At 52.9% G+C, this 22,946-nt stretch carries 21 protein-coding genes and 1 tRNA gene; 2 read left to right on the plus strand and 20 right to left on the minus strand.

Features of this window, described 5'->3' with window-relative positions:
• Nucleotides 1–61: 61 nt before the first annotated feature.
• The 13 genes from rsmG to ACTUHY_RS05325 all read right to left on the minus strand — a co-directional run bounded on the left by rsmG (nucleotide 62) and on the right by ACTUHY_RS05325 (nucleotide 11,476).
• Nucleotides 62–775, minus strand: coding sequence for a 16S rRNA (guanine(527)-N(7))-methyltransferase RsmG (gene rsmG, locus ACTUHY_RS05265; RefSeq protein WP_442826864.1), 714 nt, complete (start codon nucleotides 773–775; stop codon nucleotides 62–64).
• Nucleotides 772–2,652 (minus strand): tRNA uridine-5-carboxymethylaminomethyl(34) synthesis enzyme MnmG, encoded by a 1,881-nt coding sequence (mnmG, locus tag ACTUHY_RS05270; protein WP_442826865.1) that lies wholly within the window; start codon nucleotides 2,650–2,652, stop codon nucleotides 772–774. Before mnmG ends, rsmG begins: the two co-directional genes overlap by 4 nt.
• A 17-nt stretch (nucleotides 2,653–2,669) precedes the next feature.
• On the minus strand, nucleotides 2,670–4,040 hold the full coding sequence (gene mnmE / locus ACTUHY_RS05275; protein WP_442826866.1) for a tRNA uridine-5-carboxymethylaminomethyl(34) synthesis GTPase MnmE: 1,371 nt from the start codon (nucleotides 4,038–4,040) through the stop codon (nucleotides 2,670–2,672).
• 56 nt (nucleotides 4,041–4,096) lie between these two features.
• Entirely contained in the window at nucleotides 4,097–4,846 is a 750-nt protein-coding gene (gene jag, locus ACTUHY_RS05280) for an RNA-binding cell elongation regulator Jag/EloR (RefSeq protein WP_442826867.1), read from the minus strand.
• Nucleotides 4,847–4,880: 34 nt separating this feature from the next.
• Nucleotides 4,881–5,513, minus strand: coding sequence for a YidC/Oxa1 family membrane protein insertase (locus tag ACTUHY_RS05285; protein ID WP_442826868.1), 633 nt, complete (start codon nucleotides 5,511–5,513; stop codon nucleotides 4,881–4,883).
• A gap of 26 nt (nucleotides 5,514–5,539) precedes the next feature.
• Nucleotides 5,540–5,749: a membrane protein insertion efficiency factor YidD gene (yidD, locus tag ACTUHY_RS05290; protein WP_278673649.1), complete on the minus strand. Its 210-nt coding sequence runs from the start codon at nucleotides 5,747–5,749 to the stop codon at nucleotides 5,540–5,542.
• A 19-nt stretch (nucleotides 5,750–5,768) separates the two neighbouring features.
• Nucleotides 5,769–6,107 (minus strand): ribonuclease P protein component, encoded by a 339-nt coding sequence (gene rnpA, locus ACTUHY_RS05295; protein WP_442826869.1) that lies wholly within the window; start codon nucleotides 6,105–6,107, stop codon nucleotides 5,769–5,771.
• A 77-nt stretch (nucleotides 6,108–6,184) separates the two neighbouring features.
• Nucleotides 6,185–6,319 (minus strand): 50S ribosomal protein L34, encoded by a 135-nt coding sequence (gene rpmH / locus ACTUHY_RS05300; protein WP_075579283.1) that lies wholly within the window; start codon nucleotides 6,317–6,319, stop codon nucleotides 6,185–6,187.
• Nucleotides 6,320–6,459: 140 nt separating this feature from the next.
• Nucleotides 6,460–6,936, minus strand: coding sequence for a pyridoxamine 5'-phosphate oxidase family protein (locus ACTUHY_RS05305; RefSeq protein WP_442826870.1), 477 nt, complete (start codon nucleotides 6,934–6,936; stop codon nucleotides 6,460–6,462).
• 4 nt (nucleotides 6,937–6,940) lie between these two features.
• Nucleotides 6,941–8,365, minus strand: coding sequence for an amidohydrolase (locus tag ACTUHY_RS05310; RefSeq protein WP_442826871.1), 1,425 nt, complete (start codon nucleotides 8,363–8,365; stop codon nucleotides 6,941–6,943).
• A gap of 57 nt (nucleotides 8,366–8,422) precedes the next feature.
• On the minus strand, nucleotides 8,423–9,469 hold the full coding sequence (locus ACTUHY_RS05315) for a GTPase (protein ID WP_442826872.1): 1,047 nt from the start codon (nucleotides 9,467–9,469) through the stop codon (nucleotides 8,423–8,425).
• Nucleotides 9,466–10,554, minus strand: coding sequence for a GTPase (locus ACTUHY_RS05320; RefSeq protein WP_442826873.1), 1,089 nt, complete (start codon nucleotides 10,552–10,554; stop codon nucleotides 9,466–9,468). Before ACTUHY_RS05320 ends, ACTUHY_RS05315 begins: the two co-directional genes overlap by 4 nt.
• Nucleotides 10,538–11,476 (minus strand): asparaginase, encoded by a 939-nt coding sequence (locus tag ACTUHY_RS05325; protein WP_442826874.1) that lies wholly within the window; start codon nucleotides 11,474–11,476, stop codon nucleotides 10,538–10,540. Before ACTUHY_RS05325 ends, ACTUHY_RS05320 begins: the two co-directional genes overlap by 17 nt.
• A gap of 185 nt (nucleotides 11,477–11,661) precedes the next feature.
• Here ACTUHY_RS05325 and ACTUHY_RS05330 point away from each other — a divergent pair, with 185 nt between their 5' ends.
• Nucleotides 11,662–12,870, plus strand: coding sequence for a M48 family metallopeptidase (locus tag ACTUHY_RS05330; protein ID WP_442826875.1), 1,209 nt, complete (start codon nucleotides 11,662–11,664; stop codon nucleotides 12,868–12,870).
• A gap of 132 nt (nucleotides 12,871–13,002) precedes the next feature.
• Here the strand turns inward: ACTUHY_RS05330 and ACTUHY_RS05335 are convergent, their stop codons facing one another.
• The 7 genes from ACTUHY_RS05335 to ACTUHY_RS05365 form a co-directional block, all read right to left on the minus strand.
• A complete protein-coding gene (locus ACTUHY_RS05335) occupies nucleotides 13,003–14,406 on the minus strand; it encodes a sodium:solute symporter family protein (RefSeq protein WP_442826876.1) in 1,404 nt (467 codons plus the stop codon).
• A 54-nt stretch (nucleotides 14,407–14,460) separates the two neighbouring features.
• Entirely contained in the window at nucleotides 14,461–16,023 is a 1,563-nt protein-coding gene (locus ACTUHY_RS05340; RefSeq protein ID WP_442826877.1) for an HAL/PAL/TAL family ammonia-lyase, read from the minus strand.
• Nucleotides 16,024–16,212: 189 nt separating this feature from the next.
• Complete coding sequence (locus ACTUHY_RS05345; protein WP_442826878.1) at nucleotides 16,213–17,886, minus strand: sigma-54 interaction domain-containing protein; 1,674 nt, start codon at nucleotides 17,884–17,886, stop codon at nucleotides 16,213–16,215.
• A 51-nt stretch (nucleotides 17,887–17,937) separates the two neighbouring features.
• Complete coding sequence (locus ACTUHY_RS05350; RefSeq protein WP_442826879.1) at nucleotides 17,938–19,266, minus strand: uracil-xanthine permease family protein; 1,329 nt, start codon at nucleotides 19,264–19,266, stop codon at nucleotides 17,938–17,940.
• 9 nt (nucleotides 19,267–19,275) lie between these two features.
• Entirely contained in the window at nucleotides 19,276–19,860 is a 585-nt protein-coding gene (locus ACTUHY_RS05355) for a xanthine phosphoribosyltransferase (RefSeq protein ID WP_442826880.1), read from the minus strand.
• A gap of 121 nt (nucleotides 19,861–19,981) precedes the next feature.
• Nucleotides 19,982–20,055: transfer RNA gene (locus ACTUHY_RS05360), tRNA-Gly, on the minus strand.
• A 52-nt stretch (nucleotides 20,056–20,107) separates the two neighbouring features.
• Complete coding sequence (locus ACTUHY_RS05365) at nucleotides 20,108–20,851, minus strand: gamma-glutamyl-gamma-aminobutyrate hydrolase family protein (protein ID WP_442826881.1); 744 nt, start codon at nucleotides 20,849–20,851, stop codon at nucleotides 20,108–20,110.
• A gap of 196 nt (nucleotides 20,852–21,047) precedes the next feature.
• Between ACTUHY_RS05365 and dnaA the strand changes: the two genes are divergently transcribed.
• Nucleotides 21,048–22,322, plus strand: a complete 1,275-nt coding sequence (gene dnaA, locus ACTUHY_RS05370) for a chromosomal replication initiator protein DnaA (RefSeq protein WP_442826882.1) — start codon at nucleotides 21,048–21,050, stop codon at nucleotides 22,320–22,322.
• Nucleotides 22,323–22,946: the final 624 nt, after the last annotated feature.

The following is a 22,946-nucleotide window of genomic DNA, read 5'->3' on the forward strand; positions in this document are numbered from 1 at the left end:
AAGGGATGCGAAAAAAGCAGGCAATGTTTCACGTGAAACATTGCCTGCTTTTTTTGCTTCTTTACAGCGGCTTTTTCACCGCTGTCCCGGCTTTCCGAGGATACTGTCTGGGAGTAGGACGCACTTTTTCGATGGTGATGATGGCCCGCTGATCTTCCAGTCCCGGCAGGTGCACCGGCCGGACTGCCCTGATCTTTCCGCCCAGCACCTCCACGGCATGATGGGCAGCCTCCACTTCTTCCTGGTATTTGCTGCCTTTCATGGCATAGAATACCCCGCCTACCCGGACCAGAGGTAGGCAGTATTCCGCCAGCACCGGCAGCGCCGCCACCGCCCGGGCCACTGCTACATCGAATTTTTCCCTCAGGGCCGGATCTTTTCCCGCGTCTTCCGCCCGGGCATGGACGCACCGAACCTGACCCAGTTCCAGTTTCGCCACCACCTGCTCCAGGAAGTTCAGCCGTTTCTGGAGCGAGTCAATGAGGGTCACCCGCATCCCCGGGTCATAGATCTTCAAGGGCAGTCCGGGAAAACCGGCGCCCGTCCCCACATCCACGATAGTATGGTTGTGGAACCGTTCAGAGTTGTACACCAGCAGGGAATCCACCATATGTTTCACAGCCACTTCCTCCGGATCGGTAATGGCTGTCAGATTCAGGCTCCGGTTGGTTTCCAGCAGAAGATCTGCATACTGGGAGAATTGCTCTAGCTGCTGTTCGCTGAGGGAGAAGCCGGCTGTTTCCGCCGCTTCCTTCAAAGTTTCCTGATAACTCATGCCTCTTCTCCTTTCCGGCGGAGGGTTTCCAGATAGACCATCAGCACGCTGATGTCCGCCGGGGAAACCCCGGAGATCCGGCTGGCCTGTCCGATGGAGACCGGCCGCTGTTTGCTGAGTTTTTCCATGGCTTCTGAAGACAGTTCATGGATCAAGGTGTAATCCAGGTCTTCCGGCAGCAGTTTGTCTTCCAGTTTCAGGGCCCGTTCCACTTCTTGTTTCTGTTTTTGGATATAGCCTTGGTACTTCACCTGTACATCTACCTGCTCCGCAGCATCCACCGGCAGTTTCTCCAAATCGAAGGCTGCTGCCAGCTTCTCATAGGTGACTTCCGGACGGCGGAGCAGATCCAGCATGTTGATGGAACTGCGCAAAGCCGTAGAACCCATGCCTGTGATCTTTTCCTGGTTCTCCTCGCTGGGAGCCAGATTGATCCGGGACAGGTTGAACAGGGTCCGCTGGATCACATCCCGCTTCTTCGTGAAGGCCGCATACCGTTCGTCCGTCACCAGGCCCACATCCCGGCCCTTCTGGGTCAGCCGCAGATCTGCATTGTCCTGGCGGAGCAGCAGCCGGTATTCTGCCCGGCTGGTCATCATCCGGTAAGGTTCCGTAGTGCCCTTGGTCACCAGGTCATCGATCAGCACCCCGATATAGGCATCGCTCCGTTTCAGGATCAGGGGTTTCTTCCCCTGGAGTTTCAGGGCCGCATTGATCCCGGCCATGAGCCCCTGGGCTGCCGCTTCTTCGTAGCCGCTGGTCCCATTGGACTGGCCGGCACTGAACAGCCCGCTGATCTGTTTGTGTTCCAGATTGGCCTTCAATTGAAGAGGATCCAGACAGTCATATTCGATGGCATAGCCGGCCCGCATCATCTTGCAATGTTCCAATCCTGGGATGGTCTGCATAAAGGCTACCTGGATCTCCGCCGGCAGGGAGGAGCTCATCCCCTGGACATAGACTTCGTTGGTCCGGAGGCCTTCCGGCTCCAGGAACAACTGGTGCCGCTCTTTATCAGCGAAACGGACGATCTTGGATTCGATGCTGGGACAGTACCGGGGCCCCACCCCTTCGATCGTCCCATTGAACATGCAGCTCCGATCCAGATTGTCCCGGATGATCTGATGGGTCCGAGGGTTGGTATAAGTCAGATAGCAAGGGACCTGGTTCCGGGTGGTAATGGTGCTCATGAACGAGAAGTTCCGTACCCGTTCGTCCTCATACTGGGGTTCCATCCGGCTATAATCCAAGCTCCGGGCATCCACCCGGGCGGGGGTCCCGGTCTTGAAGCGCATGAGCTGGAGCCCGGCTTCCTGGAGGGAACCGGTGAGCTTCATGGCGGAGCGCTGGCCGATAGGACCGGACATATAGGCCACTTCCCCGTAGAGGATCTTGCCCCGCAAGTAGGTCCCAGTACAGAGGATCACACAGTCCGCCTCAAAGACTTCACCGGTCTCGGCTTCCACCCCCTGGACCTGGCCATTGTGTACCAGCAGCTTGTCGATCATCAGCTGCTTTACATCCAGGTTCTCCTGATTTTCCACCACTTCCTTCATGATGGTATGATAGAGAGGCTTGTCCGCCTGGGCCCGGAGGGCCTGGACCGCATAGCCCTTCCCGGTGTTCAACATCCGCATCTGGATGCAGGCTTCATCCGCCGCCAGTCCCATCTGCCCCCCCAGGGCATCGATTTCCCGGACCAGATGGCCTTTGGCCGGTCCCCCTACGGACGGATTGCAGGGCATCAGGGCAATATTATCCATGGACAGGGTGGCCAGGAGGGTCTTCTGTCCCAGCCTAGATGCTGCCAGTGCCGCCTCACAGCCTGCATGGCCGGCTCCTACGACAACGACATCATAATGATCCACTACGATCATGTTCATTCCTCCGCAACTTACTTGCCCACACAGAATTGGGCAAAGATCTCATCGATGATTTCATCCGGGACATCTTCTCCGGTGATTTCCCCCAGATCATGGAGGGTCTGGGTCAGATCGATAGTCAGGCAGTCATAGGGAAGGTGCTGACGGGCTCCTTCCAGGGCATCTTCCAGGCTCTGGAGAGCCTTCTCCAGCAGATCCTGCTGCCGGGCATTCTGGGTCATGCTACTGCTTTCGCTGTCGGATCCTTCCCCGTAGACGAAATCTCGGAGCCACTGTTCCACCTGTTCCAAGCCTTCTCCTGTCTTCACTGACAGGACGATTACATCAGCACTTCCATATTCTCTCCGGAGTCCCTCCGTATCCAGTACCTGAGGAAGATCCGATTTATTGACCAGGATCAGTTTCTTCCGGTCCTTCAGGCTCTGAAGCAGCTCCCGATCCTCCCCGCTGAGAGACTGGGATCCGTCCAGCACCACCAGGGCCAGCTGGGCATCTTCCAGGGCCGCTCGGGAACGTTCCACGCCGATTTTTTCCACCAGGTCATCCGTATCCCGGAGACCGGCGGTATCTGTCAGGACCAAAGGAATGCCCCCGATGGTCATCTGCTCTTCGATGATATCCCGGGTAGTCCCGGGAATGTTGGACACAATAGCCCGGTCCGCCTGGAGCAGGCTGTTGAGCAGGCTGGACTTCCCCACATTGGGACGGCCTACAATAGCAGTCCGGAGTCCTTCCCGGAGGATCCGTCCGGCACTGCCCTGACACACCAGCCGGGCCACCGCTGCCCGGCCTTCTGTCAACACTTCCACCGCCCGATCATAGGTCACTTCTTCGATATCTTCTTCGGGATAATCGATGGCGGCTTCCAGCTGGACCACCAGGTCCCGGAGTTCCTTCCGCAGTTCCCGTACCTTCTGGGACAGGCCCCCTTCGTGGCCCCGATTGGCCGCCACCAGGGCCTGACGGCTCTTGGCATTGATGATATCCATGACGCTTTCCGCTTCCGCCAGGTCCAGCCGTCCATTCAGGAAGGCCCGCTTGGTGAATTCCCCTGGTTCCGCAGGCCGGGCCCCCGCCTGATAAGTCAAGGACAGGATTTCCTGCAGGGCCTGACGGCCCCCGTGGCACTGGATCTCGCAGACATCTTCTCCGGTGTAGGAATGGGGGCCTGGCATATAGACAGCCAGCACCTCATCGATGGGCTGTCCTTTCCGGTCCAGGATATGCCCATACAAAAGCTTCCGAGCATTCTCCCTCCCAAGATTCTCCCGACCGGTAAAGATCCGGTCTGCAATGGCCAGGCTGTCCGGCCCGCTGAGCCGGATCACACCGATGGATCCCACACCTAAGGCCGTTGCAATGGCACTAATCGTATCGTCCATAGTCCCTCCAAAAAAGAGCTCCGAACAGATTTGTCCGGAGCAGCGTACTAACTATATTATTTCAGATCGATGACTACTTTGCGGTAGGGTTCTTCCCCTTCACTGTAGGTCGTGATCGCCGGATCGTTCTGCAGGCTCATGTGTACGATCTTCCGTTCATAGGGATTCATCGGTTCCAGCATAGCTTTTTTCCGGGTCCGTTTCACCCGGTCCGCCAGATTCTTAGCCAGCCGCTCTAGGGTCTGCCGCCGCCGTTCCCGGTAATTTTCCGCATCAAGGATCACTCGGTTCCAATCCCTGTGCCCCTTGTTTCCAGCCAGGTTGGTCAGATACTGGAGGGCATCCAGGGTCTGGCCATGCTTACCGATAAGCACCCCGATCCCCTCGCCGTGGATCTTCAGGATGATTTCATCGTCTTTCCGACTGATGAACTTTTCGATGAGCAGTTCCATTCCCATGGCTGCAAAGACATTTTCCAGGAAAGCCTTGGCTGCAGCAGCGGTTTCCTGCCGTTCTGCTTCTTTTTCTGCAGCCGGATCCCGGCTTTCTCCATCGGCTTCCGAAGTGATATCCTCGGCTTCAGCCGGTCCTTCTGAGACAGCGGGTTCTGTTTCCGGTTCTGCGGGTGCTTCTTCCCGGACCGTGACCCGGACTTTTGCATCCCGTCCTCCAAAAAGGCCCAAGATGGAACTCTTGGAAGATTCCAGGACTTCCACATCTACCTGATCCCGGCTGACGCCCAATTCAGCAAGAGCTGCCTGCACCGCGTCTTCGACGGTTTTCCCTGTCTTTTCCACCATGTTCATCTTCCTGCCTCCTTACAGGCCATTACGGCACTTTTTATGATTCTTTCTTGTTCCGATCCAGCAGGAACTGCTGACCGATCTGCATGATATTCATGACCACCCAGTACAGCACCAGGCCTGCAGGGAATTTCAAGCTGATATAGCCGATGAAAAGAGGCATGAAATACAGCATGATCTTGCCCTGGGGATTATCTGAAGGGGGCATGGTCTGTTTGGACTGGATGAAAGTAGTGAGTGCAGACAGGATGGGAAGGATGTAATAGGGGTCCGGATCCGCAATGCTCTGCATCCACAGGAAAGAGCTGGGCCCTGCATATTGGAAATCCCGGATGCCATAGAAGATCCCGATCATGATGGGCATCTGGATCAAAAGAGGCAGACAGCCGGCCAGGGGATTGACGCCTTCCTGCTTGTACAGCTCAGACATCTTCTGGTTCAAGGTCATCTTGTCATCCTTGTACCTGGCCTGGAGTTCCTTCATCTTAGGCTGGATCCGGCTCATGGCACGGGTGGAAGCAATCTGCTTGGCCGTCAGGGGAGACAGGATCAGCTTGATTAAAATGGTCATGATAATAATGGCCAGCCCATAACTGGGTTCACCGATCAGACGGGTCAGTTCATAAATATGGGCCACCACCTGTTGGACAAACGAGCTTAAAATTTCCAAAGTTCGACTCCTTTTCTTCCTGTCCGTTAGGGTACAGGATCATATCCACCCTTGTGGAAAGGATGACATTTGAGTATTCTCTTCACAGCCAGATAGGATCCTTTCAGAAAACCGTATTTCTGTACTGCCTCCAACGCATATTGAGAGCAGGTAGGATAAAACCTGCACCGGGGTGGAAGACAGGGAGAAATCCACACCTGATAGAAACGGATCAGGGCAATCGCAATTGTTTTCATAGGCCTCTCCGGGTACGACTTACAGCAGACCGGCCTTTCTGGCCAGCCGCCGGAAAGCTTCTTCGTAGACTCCATAGGGAGCATGGGCCAGACGATGGCGGGCAACCCAGACAATGGCATTCTTTCCTTTCAGGCGGGCCTGTTCCTTCCGGAATACCTCCCGCATCCGCCGCTTCACCTGGTTGCGCAGCACAGCATGTCCCAGCCGTTTGCCCACAGCCGTCCCCAGCTGGTTCTGCCCTGTAGTGGAAGGAAGCACATAGAAAACGCCGTATCGGTCCACATAGGACCTGCCTTTTTCATAGATTTCCTGGAACCGCTCATGAGCTTTGACCCGATGGGCCTGGGTGTATTTCATTCGGGGAACATTCTGTTCCAAAGTCCTGCACCTGCCTTGTAGTAAAATAGGCCGCGAAGAGCGGCCTATCTTATTCTTTATGCAGACAATCTCTTTCTGCCTTTTGCACGTCTTCTCTTTAAGACTTGTTTACCACCCAAAGTCTTCATTCTTTCTCTGAAGCCATGAGTCTTTTTTCTCCGATTGTTATTCGGTTGAAAAGTTCTCTTCATGTTCCTAACCCTCCCTTGCCTCCAAAGATACGTCAAGATCTATAATATGTAAATCGTTTGACAGCTCATATCATTATAAGAGGAAAAAGGAAGAGTGTCAATATATTTACAAAGAAATCCGGGAAAACCTGGCTTTTTTCTTATTTTTCGTGGACCCGTTTCCCTGTCATATGTTCCGGGATCAGTTCCAGCATGGTTACCCGGCTGGCGGCTCGTTCCATCACATCATCCACGGCTGCTTCCGTAGGATAATACTTCAGTCCGATCTGTCGCAGGAGAGCCATGCCCCGCTCCCGATCCTCCAGGATATGGAGACGGCCGAAAAGGATCACAGAACGGACCGTATAGGCCCAGTCTCCCTCCAGTTTCACGCCATCATCATGGACACAGAAAGAAACCTTGTCGCAGCGCCGGATGGCATCGATTTTATGCCCTTCTCCAGCTCCGTGGAAATAGATTCGGCGGGAATCCGGATCGAAATAATAGTTGATGGGAAGAGCGTAAGGATAGCCCTCATCGCCGGCAAGGGCCAGGGTCCCCCTCTTCCCTTCCTTCAATACTTCCAGGCATTCCTCCTTAGAGAGTGCCTGTTTGAAACGCCGCATAGGACGGAACATGGTATCAGCTCCTTTCCTTTTCGTACCCTCTGGGCATTACATCCGGGGGAATGGGACATACGTAGGTCCGGCCGTCTATCCGTTTCTGTAGTTCCGCTTTGGCCGCCGCCAGTACTTCCGGCTGTTCGTACAAGGTCCGGGCCCCTTCTGCCAGGACCTGGGCCGCAAAGAAGCACCCCTTCAGCGCCACTGGGCCCGTCCCCTGGGACACCCACTGCCAGGAATGGGCGCTGGTCCCGATAGCAAAACAGGCTGCAGCGAACTGTCCCAAGGGAGTGATCCAGCTCACATCTCCTGTATCCGAGGAGCCCATGGCCGAAGCACTGGTGGGCTGATAGGGCAGGAGGAATGCTCCAGCAGGATCCTTACGGATCAGTTCTTCCCGGAGTTCCGGATCGGGAAAAGGCGCCATCCCCGGATCTTTTCGCACCCGTTCTTCCCCTGCCAGTTCCTGGAACTGTGCCAGGAAGATCTTTTCTTCCGGCGTCCGTAGGGGTACCCCCACTCCTTCCATGGCGTCATGGAGGACCTGCCCCAGGACCCGGTTGGGAATGATATTAGAAACAGCTTTGTCAAAACGGACGGTCATTTCTGTCTCTGTCATCAAGGCAGCCCCCCGGGCAACGTTCACAACCCGTTCATACAACCTTCTGCTTTCTTCATTGGTCCGAGAACGGATCAAGTACAGGACTTCCGCTTTGGGTTGTACAACGTTGGGAGAAACTCCGCCCGCATCCAGGATGGCATAATGGACCCGTTCATAATCGGCCATGTGTTCCCGCAGGTAGTTGACCCCTACGTCCATCAATTCTACAGCATCCAAGGCACTCCTTCCATTCTGAGGAGCTGCTGCCGCATGGGCTGCCCGCCCCCGGAAGGAAAAAGCTGCCTGGATATTGGCCTGGTTGGACCCTACCATCACTTCGTTCTGGGTTCCCGGATGCCAGGTCAGGGCAGCATCCACATCCTGGAAAAGACCTTCCCGGGCCATATACGTCTTTCCGCTGCCCCCTTCTTCCGCCGGGCAGCCATATACCCGTACCGTTCCCTTTCCCGGATGGCTCTCCAGGTAATCCTTCAACAGCAGACCGGCTCCTGCAGCTGCCGTCCCCAGCAGGGAATGACCGCAGCCATGGCCGTTGGCACAGCCCTGCCGAGGTACGGGGCGGCACAGACCGGCTTCCTGGCTGAGACCGGACAAAGCATCATATTCTCCCAGAATGGCAATGACCGGCTTTCCCGTCCCATATTCAGCCAAAAAAGCCGTGGGCATATGGGCCAGGCCTCGTTTGATCCGGAAACCATGCCGTTCCAGCAGACCGGCCATGGCTTCCGCCGAACGGAATTCCTGGAATTTCAGCTCTGCGGCTGCCCAGATCTGCTGGTTCAGCGCTGTCAATTCTCTTACATAAGGTTCCAGTCCAGCCATAGAAGCCTCCTTTTTTACTGTACAACGTTGTACGATGTTTGCAGGACGCAGGTTGTTTCACTGTTTCCGCCGGGCGTCCAGCTCTTCCAGCAGCCGCTCCCGGGCCAAGTCATAACAGGCATCGATGTACGCCTGGCCCGCCTGCCGTACCAGCTGATACCCCAAAAGGGCAGACGCCGCCTGCCCGACGACGGGAACAGCTTTCAGGAAACTCCGAGCAGCAAATTTCCGGCCCAGGCTCTTGATGATCACCTTGATCCCTTCTTTGCTCATCCCTCCCAGGATCATAGCCTTATTCCCCAGAGAGACTTTTCGGCTGCTGTGGACGCTTTCCGGAGTGATCCCAAAGGCCTCCCGGATACATCCATACATCTGATAAAGGATCAGCAGATCCACGGCAGCATCCACTCCGACGATGGGATTGACCCCGTTGTAGGCAGCATAGGTACAGCTCCGGCGCACATAGCTCTGGGCCGCTTCCCGTTTGGCATCCAGCTGCTCCCGGGTCCTGGCTTCTGCTGTCAGGATATACTTCTCCCGCCGGGCCGCCGGCATCTTTGCCATGATGGCGTCATTCAAAGCGGCCAGGCCGGAAGGAGCATCCTGACGGGAACAGACAAATACCAGCGTAAAATCATCCTGTCCCAGCTGCGCCGCCACATCCTTCCGGATGGACTCTTCACTTTCTTCCAGGCTCAGGCCTTCTTCATAGATCAGATCCGTCTTGTTCCGGACAAAGATACAGGGTTTTCCCTGGGCTGTCAGCTGCCGGAACAGTTCCGTATCTCCTTGATGGAGTTTGTCTGAAAACACGCAAAGGAACAGATCGTACTGCAGGAGGTGGAACTGCTCCAGGAATTCTTCCCAGGGGAAGGTCTTGGTCCCATACCCAGGCAAGTCAATGAACGTGGCGTCCCCATATTCCACCAGGAGAGGTTCCCGGGTGGTATCTGTTTCCACCCCCACCGGAGCGGCCTGATAGCCGCAGATGGCATTGATCAGGCTGGATTTTCCGGAACCAGGCTGGCCGAATAGGACAATGCTCACATTCTCTTCGTCCAGATTCTTCAATTTTTCTCTGATGGCATTCCCGTCATTTGTCATGGTTCCTCCATCTGGATCTCTGCCCGGAGCCGTTCCCGAGCATATTGGTAACAGGCATCGATATATTTCTGGCCCAGGAAATACAGGCTACCGGCATTGAAGCCCATGACAGCGGCACCTCCCACGACCGGGATCGCCTTGGCTGCTTTCCCTGATGCTTTTTTTCGCAGCAGCCAGGTCAGGCCCTTGGTGACCCGTTCCCCAGTGACTCCTTCTGCCAGTTTCTTCACGATCTGGGAACTGGGTCCTTCCGGCTGTACCTCTTTCTCACTAACTCCGAACGCTTCCCGGATGGAACGGTATAGGTTCTTCAGGATCTGGGCGTCCAGTGCCGCATCCATTCCGATCACCGGATTCAAGCCGTTGGCTGCCGCCAGCACCATGAATTTTTTCAACGTTCGTTCTGCGCTGTGCCGTTTTACCAGCAGCGCTTCTTCCGTATAGGCTTTGGCATGGCGGAAAAACCGATCCCTCCGGGCTTCCGGCAGGAGCATCCCCATGACCGTTTCCAATTCTGGGAGCCCCCGCTCTGCCGCAGGCTTATTCCGCCGGCAGCTGGTGAACACCACTTTTTCCCGGGGACCCACCAAGCTGCGGACATCCTGCAGGATCCGGCGTTCCAGCTCTTCCCGGCTGCAGGACGGATCATAGAGCCCGTCGCATTTATTCCGGACAAAGAGACATACCCGGCCGGTCCGGGCGATTTTCCCAAAGAAATCCACATCCGCCCCATGGAGCTTTCCAGCAAAGACACACAGGAACAGATCGTACTGGAGGGGATTGAATGCACTGAAATAGGCATTTTCCGGGAATGCACTGGTATCATAGCCGGGCAGGTCCACATAGATCACATCAGGACATTCCACGATCTGGGCCTGCCGGGTAGTATCCGTGGCCTGGCTGACCCGGGCCACCCTCTGGCCCGCCAGTTCATTGATCAGGGAACTTTTCCCGGCTCCTGGCTGTCCGAACAGGCAGATCTTGATTTTATGATCCCGCTCCCGCTGCCAGGCCTGCAGGAACTGGGCTACGATGGCTTTGGTGTCCCCTGCCATTTTACCGCCTCCTTTATGCCGGCTGTTCATTGGCCAGGCTCCACATGAGCCGGGTCACAGCGGCTTCCAGGGTCATGGGGCCGCCGGATTCCACCCCGGCCTGGGCCGCCAGGATCCCCATGGGATACAGGGACAGATCCACGCCATCGAACAGGCACTGGCTGACGCAGACCACTTTGACCCCTCTCTTGATGGCCCGGCGGATAGCCGGCAGGAAATTCTGGTGTTCCGTATTCACCCCTCCGGCTCCGTAACATTCCAGCACCAGGCCCTTATACCCCCGTTCCACCGCATAATCGATGATATCCGGCTTCAATCCAGGGGTCATGGTCACCGCCATGACCCTGGGTTCCATTTTTTCTTCCACCCGGAAGCCTCCTACATTTTCCCGGCTGGGCAGATTCTTCTTTACGCCCTCTTTTCCAAAATAGAGCACCGGGGCTTCATTGACACTTTCGAAAGCATTGGGATTCCGGGTAAAGATCTTCTTGGCACAATCCCCTTTGATCACCTTGTTCCCAAAGGCTACGAAGACTCCCGGCAGACCGCTGGCCGCCACGGAAAAAGCCAACTCCAGGTTGCTCCGGGCATCGCTGTTGGTCAGGCTGAGAGGCACCTGGGCCCCAGTGAGAACCACCGGCTTCCCTAGATTGATCAGCATCCGGCAAAGAGCACTGGAAGTATAAGCCAGGGTATCCGTCCCATGGGTCAGGACAAAGGCATCATAATCGCTGTAATTGTCCCCGATCAGCCTTGCCCAGGCGCTCCAGTGAGAAGGCTCCAAATTGCTGCTGTCCAAAAGAGTCAGGTCCTGCACTGTGATTTCCCCCAAAGTCCGGAGCTCAGGCACCTGTTTCAGGATGTCCTCCCCCTTCAATGTCGGTTCCAGTCCATCATCCGTCACCGTACAGGCAATGGTTCCTCCGGTGGTCAGAAAAAGTATTTTTTTCATGGATTTTTGGTTCTCCTTGTCCTATAATCTTATCAAAACAATTATATCATATGTGTCCGGTTCGGACAGAGGAAGTGGGACGGTTTCAAGAAATTTCACGGTTGTATAAGGTTGTTTTGTAATAAAACAATGATTGTTTTATAGTTGTTTCTTTCTTTTTTGTTACTTTCGAAAGGGATGTTTTTATGGAATGTCGGCTGACCCAGAAACTGAAAAAGAAACTTTTCCCCGTTCTGTCAGGACTGCTGCTCACCAGCGCCGTCACCCTGTCCCCGGCAGCCCTGCCGGCAGCGGAAGCCTTTGACTGGAGCAATGCCATCGGCTCCGTGATCCTGGTTTCCGCCCAATACAGCATGCTGAACAAACAAGTGGCCTACTTGGACGGCAAGGGACGAGGCGAATACCTGGAACAGATCAAGGGACAGGAGGGCGTCAACGAGGATCCAGAAGCCAATGCCATGCTGGACCGGGTCATGGGACGGCTTTCCACAGCCATTGCCAAGACGGACCCCTCCATCGAAAAGAATCCCTATCATTATTTCGTCAACGACAGCACCAAATTCAATGCCTACTGTACCTTGGGACACAATGTATCCGTCAATATCGGCCTGTTCACCACCCTGAACTACAACGAAGATGAATTGGCCTTCGTCCTAGGCCACGAACTGGGCCATGGGGAACAGCATGACCCGGCCAACGGCGTCAAACAGACTTTCCCCATCGCGCTCCTGGCAGCAGTGGCCGGCAGCCAAAGCAATATGCTGGAAGCGGTGGGCACCAATCTTTTGGCCAACCTGGGCAGTGCCAAACTGGTGACCCTGCCCATGGAAAAGAAAGCCGATGTGCTGGGCTTTACCTACGCTACAGAAGCAGGATACAACCCAGGAGCCGGCAGTGCCCTCTGGCAGCGGGTGATGGAAAAGATGGGCAACAACCGGGAAACCTTCCTGGGAACCATCTTCATGCCCAGCGACCATCCCAACAACGGATCCCGCCGGGACAAGTATACCCAGCGGATGTATGAATACAGCGGAAAACATGTGAACGTGGATAAAAAGACTGGGGCCATCCTGGTGAACAAGAAAGACCTGGGCTTGGTCCAGCCCGGAGGCGATATGAGCAGCCGGGAACGGACCTATCTGGTAGCCGGCAGCTTAGCCAAAGTTTACCATGACCAACCTTCTATACAACCTTCTGCTGAACAGGACGGAAACAATCTCTACTTCGGCGGCCAGCGGATCATGAGCCTTCAATATGGGGACAACGGAGCAGAATGGGCGGAAAAGCTGAACGCAGCAGTTGGAAAGAAAAAAGAAAAACAACTGGCTGAACAACCAGTTGTTTCGAAGGGAAAAGGGGCTGTCGATTTGCTTCCTTCCTCAATCGGTCATTGACGTTTGACCAATGACAGGGGGGTGAAAAAGGTTTGATCACACCCCCTCAGTCATAAAATCAGAAGTTGGAAGTCTGTTGCAGAAAATCGATTCCTACGAACTTATTCCGCAGATTTTATGGTATTGAATCGATTAAATTTCTGCTGTTTCATGATAAGTGAAAAGCGAAACAATGATCAAAAGAACAACTGAGAGCAATGAACTTGCGATATCTACGGGAATACCCAGAAAAGAGACACCATGCCAGCCCAATGCAACAAAGAACAATCCCCCCAGCAGCCCGGCAAAGGCACCTTGCCGGGTTGCTTTTTTCCAAAGCAGCCCACAGACTACCGGTGCAAAGACTCCGGCAGTGAACAAGGTATAAGAAGAATTCAGCACAGCTAGGACGGAAGGAATGGCTAAAGCGATGACGGTAGAAACGATTCCCACCGCAACCGTCATGATTTTGGACAGTCGCAGCAGTTTCTGCTGGGTTTGCTGGTCTTTCAGATCATCTTTGCAAAGATACCGCACATAAATGTCATTCACAACATGAGAAGTTGCCGCTGTAAGGATGGAATCCGCTGTTGAAACCACTGCTGCAATGATAGCCGCCAATGTAAATCCGGAAAAAACAGGAGGCAGCATGGCCCTGATGATGGTTGGAATCGCAAGAGAAGGATTGGAAAGCTGAGGAAAGAGACCTCTGGCTGCCATGCCCAAAATCACAGGAAAAGCACAGATAATCAGCAGGCAGATACAGGAAAGTACAGCAGAACGATAGGCTGTACGGGTATCTTTGGCCGCGAAAAGCCGCTGATACACATCCTGTCCGATCAAAGTGTAGATAAACATGGGAAGGATCAACCAAAGGACATAGGAAGGCTGGGTCCCCTGCAAAAGATGGAAATAATTGGAAGGCACGTTCACCGCTTCTATTTGGGCAATGACAGAACTCCACCCTCCTCCCTTATAAATGATGAAACACACCGCGGAAATCAGACCCAGGGCTGCAACAATGATTTGGATGAAATCCGTAACCGTCACTGCCCACAAACCGCCGAAAGCCGTGAATCCAACAAAAAATGCAGATACAATGATTGCACAAACGGTTGTATTACCAATTCCCAAAGAGGCCAGGATACTTCCTGCGGAATTGATCTGTCCTGCCAAAATCCCCAACAAAGCCAATAGGGATAAAATCGTAGTCAGAAGCCGGAGCAGGGGACTTTGATAGCGGTTCTCCATGATTTCTGTTACCGTATAGACTCTCATCCCTTCCATTTTTTTCAAAACGAGGCAGACAGCCAAAATCCCCACAGCCCCTGCAATAGGACTCCAATAGGAACTGGCCCCCATTTGGTAGGCTTCGCTTCCCACCCCGATGACATAACCTCCTCCAAAATAAGTTGCCACCAGGGTCCCTGTAGCCAGGCCAAGGCCCAATCGACGTCCTGCCAATAAGTAGTCATCAATTGTGTTATTGAATTTATTGCAATAAATTCCAACTCCAAAAATAGCTATAAGATAAAAAATGATGATTGCCAGTTCCATATACAGACACCTCCCTGTCAAACTCCATACTCCTCCGGGAATTTCCCAAAGGGATCAAAACAGCAGTTTTCCGATCTGCTTTTCAACCAAAGCAATCAGGGACCCATTCCGGACCTCAGCAAGGATCCAAACAATATCAGGATACAAGAAACGATCGTTTTCTACAAAAGGTACTTCCCGACGCACATAGTCCCGGACTGTCTGGACTACAGGAGATGGTTCCAGTGGCTTGAGGAAATCCAGGGCCTGCAGTGCCACATAGATTTCAATGGCCACCATATACTGGAATTTTTCCACGGCCTTCATGGCCTTTTTGGATGCATAGTAGGCCATGGAAACTGGATCTTCCTGATTGGCACAGGTAGAGATGCTGTCAATGGTCACTGGGATGGCCAGATGTTTCAGTTCATTCTGCAGCCCGGCAGAAGTATACTGGGTGATCATAAGACCACTGTTCAATCCGGGATTTTTCACCAAAAAAGCAGGCAGACCGTCATTCAGGTTCCGGTTGAGCATCCGGTCGGTGGCTCTTTCCACCAGATTCCCCAGAATAGCACAGGCCATAGCAATCATGTCCGCATGTTCTCCCACATAGGTCCCGTCGAAATTGCCGCACATGAGAGCAACACCGTCCTGTTCCCCTGTAGCAAAGATTTCCGGATTGTCGCTGATGGAATGCATTTCATCCAGGATGACTTCATACGCTTCTTTGATCAGCTTATTGGCAGCGCCCTGGATATGGGCCATGGAACGAAGCACATAACAGTCCTGTACTTTATGATCTCTGTATTTTTCCATAATGGCGCTGCCTGCCAGGATCTTGCGGAGATTGGCCGCCGCATTCTGCTCTTCTTCATGGAGCTTCATGGCATAGATCCTCGGATCCAGGGCTTTGGTCGTCCCACGCAGCGCCTCATAGCAGAGTGCCCCGGCAATTTCTGCAGTCTGCACGCTGAGGATGGATTCATACAATGCCAAAAGCCCCAGGGCCGTTACCGTAATGGTCCCATTGAGCATGGAAAGACCTTCTTTGTAAGACAGTTTGACAGGCTTCAGCCCGTATTTTTGCAAAATTATCCCGGCAGGAAAAGTCCTTCCATTTTCATAAATCTTCCCTTCTCCAATATACGCCATGGCCAGATGCCCCTCCACGCCCAAATAACCGACGGACCCTTCCCCCGGAGCAAAGGGGATCAAATCCTGGTTCAGCATCTGGCGGATCAGTTCCAGTGTTTCCAGCCGGATCCCAGAATGGCCTTTCCCTGCATTCAGGATGGTCATCAGCATGATGGCCCGTACCTGTTCCCGGTTGAGGGGCTCTCCTACAGCCACAGAATGGGTCCGGACGATATTCTCCTGAAGGGTTTCTGCATCCTTGGGTGAAATGGTGTAGCGGACATTTTCGCCAAATCCAGTGGTTACGCCATAGATGATCCTTCCCTCCTGCAGGAACCGTTCCAGGAGTTTCCGATTCTCATTGACCTTGTCCTTCATTTCCTGAGAAAATTCGAGTATTGCACCAAATTTGGCAACAGCAATGAATTCTTCCAAAGAAGGTTTGCAGTCCGTCAGTACAACCTTTTGGATTTTTCTTGCATTTCTTACTGAAATCATCATGGAATCCTCTCCTTTTCCATTTATGGATTTTCTCACCTGCCTTTTTCCATGCAAATTCCGTGCCAATGCCAATTCTACACTTCGTCAGCCGCCGCAGCTCTACCCAGCCTGTCCCAAAGCCATCCTTCAAAAAAAATTGCCCTCCATCAGGAGAGCAATTTTTTGTCTGAAAAATAATTTAGCGCCAAATTATTTTTCTTTTTTCATTTGGAGATGATATTTCCTGGCATAATATTGGAAATTCTGTCTGCTGATCTTCAATAGTTCCGCCGTTTTTGTGGCATTGCAGCCGCAGTGCAGATAAGCATCTGCCAGGAGCTGCTTTTCATACTCCTGGACCAAGCTGTTCAGACCCTGCCCATAATCCACTGTCCTTTCTGAAGCCGTAGGAAGGATCTCCTTAGGACGCTGCTGCTGATGCCTCAAAAAATAAGTGGGGAAATCCTCTGTATCCAAGATTCCATTTTGGGACATGCTCACGGCATAATTGAGGATATGGAACAATTCCCGGACATTGCCCGACCAGTCATGGTTCCGGAGCAGCTGCCAAAACCGGGGAGTGATGGTATGGATGGGCTGGCTACCCCCATCCTTGTGTTTTTGCAGATACCAACTGACCAGCTCATCCAAATCCCCCATCCGTTCCCGTAAAGGAGGAACCTCGATGATCACAGACGCCAGCCGATAGAACAGATCTCTGCGGATCTTTCCTTGTTCCATCAACTGAAAAGGGTCTTCATTGCAGGAAGAAATCACTCTTACATCTATAGGAATTTCCCGAGTACTGCCGATTCTCTGCACCTTCTTTTCTTCCAGCACCCGGAGGAGTTTGGCCTGCATTCCCAGGCTCATGGAATTCATTTCATCCAGGAACAGGGTTCCATGGTTGGCAGCTTCCAGGAGTCCTGTCTGTTCCGTGCTTCCCGTAAAAGCCCCTTTACTGGTACCAAAAAGCATGGATTCAATCAAAGATTCTGGGAAAGCCGCACAATTCACAGCCAGGAATTTCTCCTTTTTCCGAGAACTGAATGCATGGATTCCCTGGGCAAACAGTTCTTTCCCGCTTCCTGTTTCTCCCTGGATCAGGATATTCATTTCTTTCAAGGCCATTTGCTTGGCCAGCTGCACCGCTGCCTGGAGGAGGGCGCTGGAGCCGATGATGTCGTCAAAAGTGTACCGCGTCTGAGAAGCATTGGATAACTGCCGGGTCAGATGCCGGGTCAGGATCTGTTGGTTCTCTTGGAGCCGTGCCAGTTCTTTTTTGATCATACCCACATCCTGCTCCCGTACAACAGCTCCCAACAGAGAGCCGTCCGGCCGGAATACCGGCCACCCGTCATTGACCGTCATCAAGTCCTTTCCCGTAGTGGATTTATAATGATCATACCGCTGGGCAACCGGCTTCCTGGTAGCCAGGGCCGTCAACGTAGTGCTGTACTGGGGATCCACAGCAAAAACATCCAAAAGACGCTGTCCTCGGATTTCATCTTTCAAAGAAATGCCCATCATCCGCCGGGCAGCTCGATTGAAAAACTGGATATTTCCCCCAGCGTCATACAGCTGCAGTGCATCCGTCATACGATTCACGATTTCAGCCAATAGCTGTTCACAGACATTTTCTTCTTGGATCAGCAGCAGGCTTCCCGGGGGATCCTCTATCCGACAGCAGGAAAAATGACATCCTTCCCACACCAGGGTCCCTTTTTCCAGATCCAATTGAAAATGAGGGATTTTCCCCACGGGGACTCCCACCAGAGATCCTGCTGTTTTTCTCAACATCCCCTCTGCAAAACCAGAAGAAAAAAGGACCTTTTGCACTTTATTTTTCCCATTCAGCCGGATCATCATCCCATAGAAAGGCATCTGCACACACCTCCAGATTCACAGAGAGCACGCTGCCAAGAGGCAGCTCTTTTATTTCATCTCCTCCGGCAGGATGAAATTCAGTACTACGGCCACCACAAATACCACAGCCACACAATTTTCGGCGAAGACGCTTTTCATCAGATCTGGGAAGATCTTGAAAATAGCAGGGTTCTGGGTAAATCCGATGCCGATGGACAGGCTCAGGGCGGCAATGATCATATTCCGCTGGCTGTAGCCGCAGCTGCCCAGCATACGGACCCCGCTGACTACGATGGAACCGAACATCATCAAGGTACAGCCCCCCAGCACCGCTTCCGGCAGGGAAGCCAGGATCACACCCAGTACCGGGAACAGTCCGGCCAGGATCATGATAGCCGCCCCGCTGGCTACCGCTTTCCGGTTCACTACATGGGTCATAGCGATCAGTCCAACATTTTGGCTGAAAGAAGTGATGGGCAGACAGCCGAACAGAGAGGAAAGCGCACTGATGAAGCCATCCACTCCGATGGACCCTTCGATTTCCTTATCCGTGGCGTTCCGGCCAAACCCCATCACCGTCAGAGCAGAAGTATCTCCCAGAGTTTCTGTGGCGGACACCAGGAAAATCAAGAATACGGAAAAGATGGCATCCGGATGGAATTCCAAAGTATAGGGAAGGGGCTGGGGCAAAGAGAACAGTCCGGCTGTACCTAACTTAGACAGATCCACCATGCCGTAGAAAAAGGCCGTCACATAACCCACCACGAGACCGAACAGCACGGAAAGCTGTTTGTAGAAAGACTTGGCCTTAATGTTGAAAATCAGACAGGACAGCAGGGTCACGGTCCCTACGATCATATAAGGGGCTTCCCCAAAATGAGGATTGCCGAAACCGCCTCCGAAAGAATTGGCACCGATGCCCAGCAGGGAGAACCCGATGGACGTCACCACACTGGCAGAAACGATAGGTGGGATGAACCGACGCCACCAGCGGGCAATGAGCCCCAGACAGCCTTCCAGGCAGCCACCTATCAACGCTGCCCCTAAGATAGCTCCATAGCCGTATTTGGCCCCGATGACACAGAAGGTAGACACAAACGTGAAGCTAATCCCCATGATGATGGGCAGCCGGCTCCCCAGGGGCCCCACTGGGAACATCTGGAACAGGGAACCTACCCCGGCCATGATCATAGCTGCCTGGATCAAGGCAGCTGCCTGCTCCGTAGGCATCTTCACCGCTCCTGTGACGATCAGGATGGGTGCGATATTGGCCACGAACATGGCCAGCACATGCTGGAGCCCAAAGGGAATGGCTTTCTGCAGGCTGATTGCTCCGTCAAACTGGTAAATAGGGTCGGACAGATCCAGGGATCGGCCTTGCTGTTTTTCTTTTTCCATAGGCCCTCCTTACCGGAACAGGATGGACCCGGTGGCAGCATCCATCTTTTCGATGATGGCCAGGCTCTTCACATCGTACCCTTGTTTCCGCAGGGCATCGCCCCCACCCTGGAACCCTTTTTCAATGGCAATGCCCACGCCTTCTACTTCTGCCCCGGCTTGATGGACCAGATCGATAAGCCCTTCTACGGCGCAGCCGTTAGCCAGGAAATCATCGATGATCAGTACATGGTCTCCCGCATTGAGATACTTTTTGGAAACGACCACATGGTTGACTTTATTATGGGTGAAAGATTTGATTTCCGTACTGTAGACTTCCTTATCCATATTGCTGCCGGCACTTTTTTTGGCAAACAGCACGGGGACCCGGAAATGGACGGCGGTGAGACAGGCAATCCCGATGCCGGAAGCTTCGATGGTCAGGATCTTGTTGATGGGCCGGTCTTTGAACAATTCGTAGAATTCCTTCCCCAGCTTACTGATGAAAGGGACGTCAATCTGATGGTTCAGGAAACTGTCCACCTTCAGCACATCGCCGCTTTTAATGGTCCCATCGGCCAGGATCTTTTTCTGCAGTAAATTGTAGTCTGCCATGTTTTCCTCCCATTTGTTCCAGACAAGATAAATAGATTTTCTATAAAAAAGTATTATATCATACCCAGCCCTTCCAGAAAATAAAAAAGCCTGCCGCCTCAGCGACAGGTTTGTTTTCATTTGGAGCGGGCAATGGGAATCGAACCCACCTCTAAAGCTTGGGAAGCTTTCATTCTACCAATGAACTATGCCCGCATCAGATAAGATATATATTAGCAAATTTTTTCCCATTTGTAAAGAGGGATTTTCATCCCTCTTTTTTCATCGCTGCTGCCCGTTCCAGGAAATCCGCAAACAGCTGCAGCTGCTCTGGATGGTCCTGCCACATGTTTTCCGGATGCCACTGGACAGCTACCACCTGCCGGTGATCATGGGATTCTACACTTTCCTGGACCCCGTCCGGAGCCACTGCCGTGACTTCCAGGGCTTCCGTGATCCGATGGACAGCTTGATGGTGCCTGGAATTCACATAGGCCTTTTCCCCTAAGGTCCCGTACAGGCTACTGCCGGGCTGCAGGACTACATGATGGGTAGGATATCCTCCCGGTGCTCCCTGGGAATGGCGGATGGTGCACTGGGGATCTTCACTGGGCAGATCCTGGTACACATCGCCTCCCAAAGCGATATTGATCAGCTGACAGCCCCGGCAAATGCCGAAAATCGGCTTGCCGGCCTGATAGAAAGCCTGGAATATTTCCAGTTCGAACCGATCCCGCTTATAATTGGTCCGTCCGATCTTCCATTTGGGTTCCTCTCCGAACAGAGTGGGATCCACATCCGGCCCCCCGGGAATGATCAACCCGTCAAACAGACCGACATACTCTTCTCCTTTGATACCGGGCACATCCGGAAGGATCACGGGGACAGCCCCTAATTTGGCGAGGACTTCCACCAGCCCACGGGGAGCAAAAGGGGCTTCCACCAAATTGGTCACTTCAGAGGCGTAGGGATAGGTATCAGCGGTAATGGCAATGCGCAGTTTCCCAGACATTGTGTTTTCTCCTTTTTACAGGCCGGCCCAGCTGGAGCCCAGCCCAGTTTCCGTTTTTATTTGTTCCATTATAGGGAATTTCCTGAAAATATGCAAGGAAAGGAGTTTTCCACAGAACATCCGTTCGGAAAGTCCTGTCCAGCCCGTTATTTCCTGACTTGTCCCCAAAGTTATCCACACCTGTGGATAACTTACTGTGGAAAACTCCTTTTCCTGTGGAAAACCTTTGAAACAAGGCAGGCCCGTTCCTTTTCCCCTTTCAGCTGCCTACTTATCCACATGGCAGGAATATGCTATAATGGAAAAAATCCTCAAAGGAGAAAGGAGGTTTGCCATGTCGAAAAAAAAGCCCATAGAGCTGGATCTCTTTGCAGAACAGGAGCAAGACCCTCCCCTTCCTTCCAAAATTCCAGAAAAGAAAAGAAAAACGGCTCTTTCCCGCCCTTTTATCACCAACCTTTCTCCCCGCTATACCTTCGATAATTTTGTCGTAGGCAATTCCAATCGTTTTGCCAAGGCAGCCTCTATGGCCGTGGCCAACAATCCCGCCTTTGCCTACAATCCTTTTTTCTTATTCAGCGATTCCGGCTTGGGCAAGACCCATCTGATGAATGCCATCGGCAACCAGATCCTGCAGAACCATCCGGAAATGAAAGTGCTGTATATTTCCAGCGAAACTTTCACCAATGAACTGATCGAAAGCGTAGAACATAATCGGTTGGAAGCCTTTCGGGAGAAATATCGGAATATCGACGTGCTGCTCATCGACGATATCCAGTTCCTGCGGAACAAGGAATCCACCCAGGAGGAATTTTTCCACACCTTCAACACCTTGGAAAAAGCCAACAAGCAGATCATCATTTCCAGTGACCGCCCGCCAGCCGAACTGGATACCCTGGAAGAGCGGATGATCAGCCGCTTCAATTCCGGCCTGACAGCAGATATCCAACATCCAGATCTGGAAACCCGTATGGCCATCCTCCAGAACCTGGCCCATAAGGAAGGTGTCCTTTTCCCCAACGACGTGATCCTGCTCATTGCCAGCAGTGTCACCAGCAATGTCCGGGAGTTGGAAGGCGCTTACAATCGGATCTGCGCCTATGCCAGTATGACTAGACAACCTATCACCCTGGAACTCAGCCGAGCCGCCTTGAAAGAACTGAATCTCCTCACTCCCCCGCAATTCGTCACAGTGGATACCATCCAGCAGCAGGTGGCGGACCATTTCCGTCTCCATCGTTCGGAACTGATCGAAAAGAAACGGACGAAGCGGATCGCCGTCCCCCGGATGATCGCTATCTATCTGACCAAAGAGATGGCCGGACTGTCCCTGAAAAAAATAGGCGAATGTTTCGGCGGACGGGATCACAGTACCATCATCCATGCCTGTGAAAAGATCCAGAAAGACCGGCAGCAAGATCCGGAACTGAACCGGGAAATCGAAGAACTGATCCGGGAACTGAAAAAATAGCAAGATCTGCCAGATGGATGACACTCCCTACAGTTTTCGTTAAAATCTCTCTTTGTGACACTTTCTCTGTAAGCATTGTCCCTGCTCTTTGTACAAGAACAGGGATTTCTTTTTTTGTCCCAATTCAGTTTTCCACAAGACCTGAAGCCCTTAAAAAGGCTGAAATCCCCATGAAATGGTCTTATCCACAAAGTTATCCACATCTGTGGATAACTTCCAGTGGAAAAGCTATTTCCCTGTGGAAAACCTATAACTCCCCAACTCAAGCCGGTTTCCAGCTTTTATCCCCAAACTTATCCACATGTCCACTGGAGACAGGGCAATTGGGGATGTGAAAAGTTCATACCCACGGTCGCGGGCTACGGGTCACGGGTCGCGAGCCTTTAAAAGATATCCACACCCCCATTCACCCTCTCCACCCCCATGAAATGGTCTTATCCCCAAAGTTATCCACACCTGTGGATAACTTTCAGTGGAAAACTCTTCTTCCTGTGGAAAACCTCTAGACCCCCTGTCCATGCCTCCCCTCTCCTTTATCAGGAATCTTTTATCCACAGCCCGGACAAATATGCTATACTATATCCATACAACCTTTGGAACATCCTGGCTCCTTCGAAATACAAC

Source organism: Acidaminococcus nyctereutis (genome assembly GCF_052216985.1).
Classification (GTDB): domain Bacteria; phylum Bacillota; class Negativicutes; order Acidaminococcales; family Acidaminococcaceae; genus Acidaminococcus; species Acidaminococcus fermentans_A.